The sequence below is a fragment of the Oleiphilus sp. HI0079 genome, from assembly GCF_001635105.1.
This window is the reverse complement of sequence record NZ_LWFT01001196.1, coordinates 1-1,459: the sequence shown is the minus strand read 5'-3', so window position 1 is coordinate 1,459 and position 1,459 is coordinate 1. Positions and strand designations below refer to the sequence as shown.

General features: G+C 45.5%; 1 protein-coding gene and 1 pseudogene. Both read left to right on the top strand.

All coding sequences use genetic code 11. The annotated features are described in order from the left end of the window. Nucleotides 1–725 (top strand): annotated as a pseudogene (locus A3750_RS21350) (F0F1 ATP synthase subunit alpha); the annotation flags it as partial. 60 nt (nt 726–785) lie between these two features. Next, a partial coding sequence (gene atpG / locus A3750_RS21345; protein WP_068548792.1) for an ATP synthase F1 subunit gamma occupies nt 786–1,459 on the top strand: 674 nt, incomplete at its 3' end.

Sequence of the window (1,459 nt, the reverse complement as noted above, 5' to 3'; positions counted from 1 at the left end):
TTTCATTGCTTCTTCGTCGTCCACCGGGCCGAGAAGCATATCCTGGTGACGTATTCTACTTGCACTCGCGCCTTCTTGAGCGAGCGTCTCGCGTTAGCGAAGAGTACGTAGAACAGTTTACTAATGGTGCTGTTAAAGGCCAGACAGGTTCTTTGACCGCTCTCCCGATCATCGAGACACAAGGTGGTGACGTTTCAGCGTTCGTTCCGACAAACGTAATTTCGATTACCGATGGTCAGATCTTCTTGGAAACAAACCTGTTTAACGCCGGTGTTCGTCCAGCGATGAACGCAGGTATTTCTGTATCTCGTGTAGGCGGTGCAGCTCAGACTAAGATCATCAAAAAGCTTGGTGGTAGTGTGCGTCTAGCGCTTGCTCAGTATCGTGAACTTGCAGCATTTGCTCAGTTCGCTTCGGATCTTGATGAGGCGACTCGTAAGCAGCTTGAGCATGGTCAGCGTGTTACAGAGTTAATGAAACAGAAGCAGTACGCTCCACAAAGTGTTGCTGAGATGGGTGTAGTTTTATACGCAGCCAATGAAGGTTTCCTTGACGATGTTCCAGTGAATAAAGTGGTTGATTTCGAAGCGGCAATGCTTTCTTACATGAATGCGGAGCAAGCGGATCTTATGGCTAAGATCAACGAAAAGGGCGACTACAACGATGATATCGCTAGCGGTATCAAGAGTGCATTGGAGACATTTAAGTCTACCCAAACTTGGTAATTAAAGGGGTTCGCCCCTTTAATCGAGTTTTTTTAAACGAGACTTTAAAGGCAACTAACAATGGCCGTTGGTAAAGAAATACGAAATCAGATCTCAAGCGTTAAAAGCACGCAAAAGATTACGAGCGCTATGCAAATGGTAGCAGCGAGTAAGATGCGTAAAGCGCAAGAGCGTATGAGCCAGGGTAAACCATATGCAGATAAGATCCGCTCTGTGGTTAGTCATTTGGCAAATGCGAATCCAGAATATAATCACTTATATTTGCAAGATCGTGATGTAAAACGTGTCGGCTATATTGTTGTATCAACAGACCGCGGTTTGTGTGGTGGTTTGAACGTTAACTTGTTCAAACGTGCACTGGCCGACATGAAAGAATGGGATGCTAAAGAGGTCTCGGTGGATGTTTGTGCCATCGGTTCCAAGGCTATCTCATTTTTTAAGAACTACGGTGGCAATGTCGTCGCTGCATTGAGTCATCTTGGCGATGAGCCTTCAGCACATGAGCTGATTGGTTCTGTGAAGGTGATGCTAGATGCGTTTGATAAAGGCGAGATTGATCGACTGTATGTTGTTTACAACAAGTTCGTCACGACCATGACGCAAGAACCGGGAGTACATCAACTCCTTTCTCTAGCATCTTCAGAAGAACACGAGCTTCAACATCATTCTGACTACATATACGAACCAGACGCGAACGATTTTCTTGATGGTTTGTTGACTCGTTATGTCGAATC